Origin of the sequence: Capnocytophaga periodontitidis (assembly GCF_016126015.1) — a bacterium.
Taxonomy (GTDB): Bacteria; Bacteroidota; Bacteroidia; order Flavobacteriales; family Flavobacteriaceae; genus Capnocytophaga; species Capnocytophaga periodontitidis.
Genome location: NZ_JAEFDB010000027.1, coordinates 1 through 3860, shown reverse-complemented (window position 1 = coordinate 3860; position 3860 = coordinate 1). Strand labels below are relative to the sequence as shown.

The 3860-nt window shown below is 36.9% G+C and carries 3 protein-coding genes; all 3 read left to right on the top strand.

Annotation, left to right across the window (positions count from 1 at the left end; all coding sequences use genetic code 11):
* A partial coding sequence (locus I7X29_RS15090) for an RHS repeat-associated core domain-containing protein (protein ID WP_198475860.1) occupies window positions 1-1065 on the top strand: 1065 nt, incomplete at its 5' end.
* 1 nt (window position 1066) lies between these two features.
* A complete protein-coding gene (gene imm40, locus I7X29_RS15085) occupies window positions 1067-1435 on the top strand; it encodes an Imm40 family immunity protein (RefSeq protein ID WP_009750675.1) in 369 nt (122 codons plus the stop codon).
* A 121-nt stretch (window positions 1436-1556) separates the two neighbouring features.
* Window positions 1557-3659, top strand: a complete 2103-nt coding sequence (locus tag I7X29_RS15080) for a polymorphic toxin type 23 domain-containing protein (RefSeq protein ID WP_225883793.1) — start codon at window positions 1557-1559, stop codon at window positions 3657-3659.
* Window positions 3660-3860: the final 201 nt, after the last annotated feature.

Here is a 3860-nt window from a genome sequence, read left to right as displayed (position 1 = left end):
AGCGCAGGCAATACCTTAGACAAACTCACTCTATTAGACCGAGGTTTTACAGGACACGAACACCTCCAAACGGTAGGTCTCATTCATATGAACGGGCGTTTATATGACCCTGCGCTACACCGCTTCTTACAACCCGATAACTTTGTACAAGACCCTTTTTACACTCAAAACTTTAATAGATATGGCTATTGTTTGAATAACCCATTACTTTATACTGACCCTACAGGAGAATGGTTTGTAATAGATGATGCTATTGCGATGTTAGTAGGAGGGGTTGTAAACCTAACTATAAATGCTATACAAGGAAATGTAACTTCTTTCTGGAGTGGTCTTGGTTACTTTGCGGTAGGAGTAGGAGCTGGAGCTGCTAGTTTATATGGAGGACCATTGGCGGCTGGAGCTGTATTAGGTTTAGGAAATAATATTACCTCACAAGTTTCGCAGAATGGATGGAGTAATATCAGTTTAACAAGTGCTATAATAGACACAGGAATAGGAATGGGAAGTGCTTATTTAGGAGGGCAAATATCATCAAAATTTTCAGGAGTATTTTCAAAAGTTTTTAACTCTATCTCAAGTCCAATTCTTAAAAATGTATTGATAAATAGTACTAGTAATGCAGCTTCTGGTTTTCTTCTTTCAGCAGGAATTTCTTTTGCATATACTAAAGATTTTGATCAAGCTTTAAAAGATGGTGTTAAAGGAGCTGGCTATGGTTTGGCATTAGGTTCGGCTTTAGGGGTTGTGCAAGGATTTCAGTATGCAAGAGGATATGATGTAAATCCTTGGACAGGAAAAAGGAATGATTTTTTTAAGGGGACTTGGTATTCAGATAGAGTATTAGGAAATATGTTTAATACATCTGATGCTTTTCATAGCTTTCCTGAGAATGTTAAAGCTTTTCAAATGGATGGGGTTGTAACTCCTCTAAAAGGGAAAGATGGTGTTATAGTTCCAATATTAAAAATACCAGGAAGTTACAGAGGAAAAGAAGGATATTTTGAATTTATAAAAGAACGTGATGGAATGATTAATCATAGATTTTTTCGTCCTAATAGTAAATAACATGGAATTAACAGATAAATTAATAGCACTACTAAAAAAAGGAGCTCCTGTATATGGGACAATACAAAAATCTTTTTCAAAAAATGATGCCTTAGAGATTTTAGAAGAGTGTCTAAAGAGTAGAATTGCTGTTTTGGGAGGAGATGTAGTCAATATTAATAATAATGGTTATTTTGAATATAATTATGACAATTGGAGTTATAATAGAAAAAAAGGAGAAAGCGAGGTAGATTATGTATTAAGAAGTATAGAAAAAGCCATTAAATATATATCTAATTATAAACTAAATAATGTTTATTTTTGTATTTCATTTGACATAAAAGACAGTAATACAAATAAATATTTCTTTTTTAAGGATATAACTTTATAATGAGACATTCAAAAGAAATTGTAAATCAAATAAAGATAATAGACGAAGTGCTCTATTCTCTGAACTTACCTTCACACCAAAGCCTATACATACGACCTTTTTCGGTCGGGTACAAAAGGAAATGACCACCGCAGAGGCAGCAGGCAAACGCGCGAGTGCAATGGTGCAATACCGCTATCAAAATGGTGAACTCGTGGAAATGAAGGACGACAAGGGTGTAACTCTTTGGAAACTCAGTAGTGAAAACCCTTATGGACAACCCCTCATAAGTCATAAAGGCAATGTAAAAGAGACGTATACCTACGACAAAGGTTTCCCTGTAAGTCAGCTGCTACAAAATGAGGACAAGGCTATAGGCGCACTTACGTGGCAGTTTAACCCTCAAAAAGGACTATTAGACAGCCGTCAATACAGCTTTTGGGGTAAACAAGAGGATTTTAGTTATGATAATTTAGATCGCCTTACGGCTTGGGGCGATGCCAATACTCCGCCGCAAACCCATAGCTACGATGAGCGCGGGCGCATTACTGAAAATAGTCTTTTGGGTACTTATAAATATTCTGCTAAGGGTTATAACCAAGAAAAGTTAGTATTGAACTCTACAGGCGAAACCTTTTATAAAGTGTCACCAATGCCCGCGATACGCTACAATATGCTCAAAAGCCCTGAGCAGATTTACATAAAAGACAAAGAACGTATTACCTACTTATACAATGCCTTTGGCAATCGTGCCCATAGCTTTTATGGCAATGCGGAAGTTGAGAAAGAGAAACGCCCAACCCATAAACATTACAGTACCGATGGCAGTGTAGAAATCAAAGAGGATAAAACAAAAGGAAGTATTGACTTTCTATTTTACCTCGGTGGCGACCCGTATAGTGCTCCTGCAATACTCATTTCGGACGGAGAAACGCAAAAACTCTATTACCTACACCGCGACTATCTCGGAAGTATTGTAATGCTCACCGATGAGAATGGTAATATAGCCGAGCGCAGACACTTTGACCCTTGGGGACAACCCATAAAAGTAGAAGACGGCGCAGGCAATACCTTAGACAAACTTACCCTATTAGACCGTGGTTTTACAGGACACGAACACCTGCAAACCGTAGGGCTTATCAATATGAATGCTCGTTTGTACGACCCAGCCTTACATCGCTTTTTACAACCCGATAACTATGTACAAGACCCGTTTAATACCCAAAACTTTAATAGATATGGGTACTGTTTGAACAACCCATTACTTTATACTGACCAAAACGGGGAACTATTTCTACTAGATGATTTAATTGTTGGTGTAGCAGGATTTGCTTTTGGTTATGTTTATCACGGAATTACAACGGGAGATTGGGGTTGGAATGCCGTTGGAGCAGGAGGACTAGGTGCTGGAACTGCCTTGTTAAGTTACTATACAATGGGAGGATTTAGTCTCGCAGCAGGAGGAAGTCTTTCTGGTGGATTATCTTTTGCAGGGAATTATATGTTATCCTCTACATTTAACAGTTTTATGCCAAGTTTTAATATTCCTATATCCAATAATTTTTCTTTTTCAGCTTCTTTAGGATTAGGATTTGGTAGTGGAACATTAGGTTTGGGATTGAACACTTCTTTAAATTATACAAATGGTGATTTTTCGACATCTTTAGGCTGGGGTATTGGAAGTGGAAGTACAGGAGATTATTCTGGTTGGGGAGCAAGTGCAAGATATAAAGGCTGGGGCTTAGGTTACACTAGAACTAATTATTCAAGTGCTGACAATCAGGTGGTAGGAGGTGTCTCACTATATTTTAGAGATGTTTCTTTCCGTCTGGAAAATGACTTTTTTGGCGATGGACACGATCGTTTTCGTTCAAATGCTTTTGAACTGACTGTAGGTAACTTTACATTAGGTTCTAATTTATATAATAATGATGTAGGAGAAAATGCTGAATGGGTTAAAGGAACAATGCTTAATGGAAAACCTAATCGTCCATTTAAAGGTCAGGAAATGGGAGCTTGGAAAGAAGGACAAACTTATTCAAGTCCTTTATGGATTGGAGTAAAAGGAACAGGTTCTACTATTTATCGTTTTGGTTATAGCCACCCAATGGTACAAGATAGGACACAAAATGTAACTCATAAATGGGTGTGGTTTGCTAGAACTCATTTCTTTAATAGATATGATGAGTTTAAGAAAGGCTTTTATAATTACACTGGTTTTAACAATCCTTATTCATTATGGTAAAGACATTTAAAATATTAATTGCTTGCGTACTGCTTGTCTCTTGTGCCGATTATATTCCTAAGAGAGTAAGCAAGAATTTTTCCTATTGCTACGACCCTCATACAGATTATAGCAAAAATTCTCTTGTGAAATTCAATGGAATTTATAAGATTTGTTACTGCGATTCTATATCTATAGAATGCAATGAAAATTGCTCTTTTA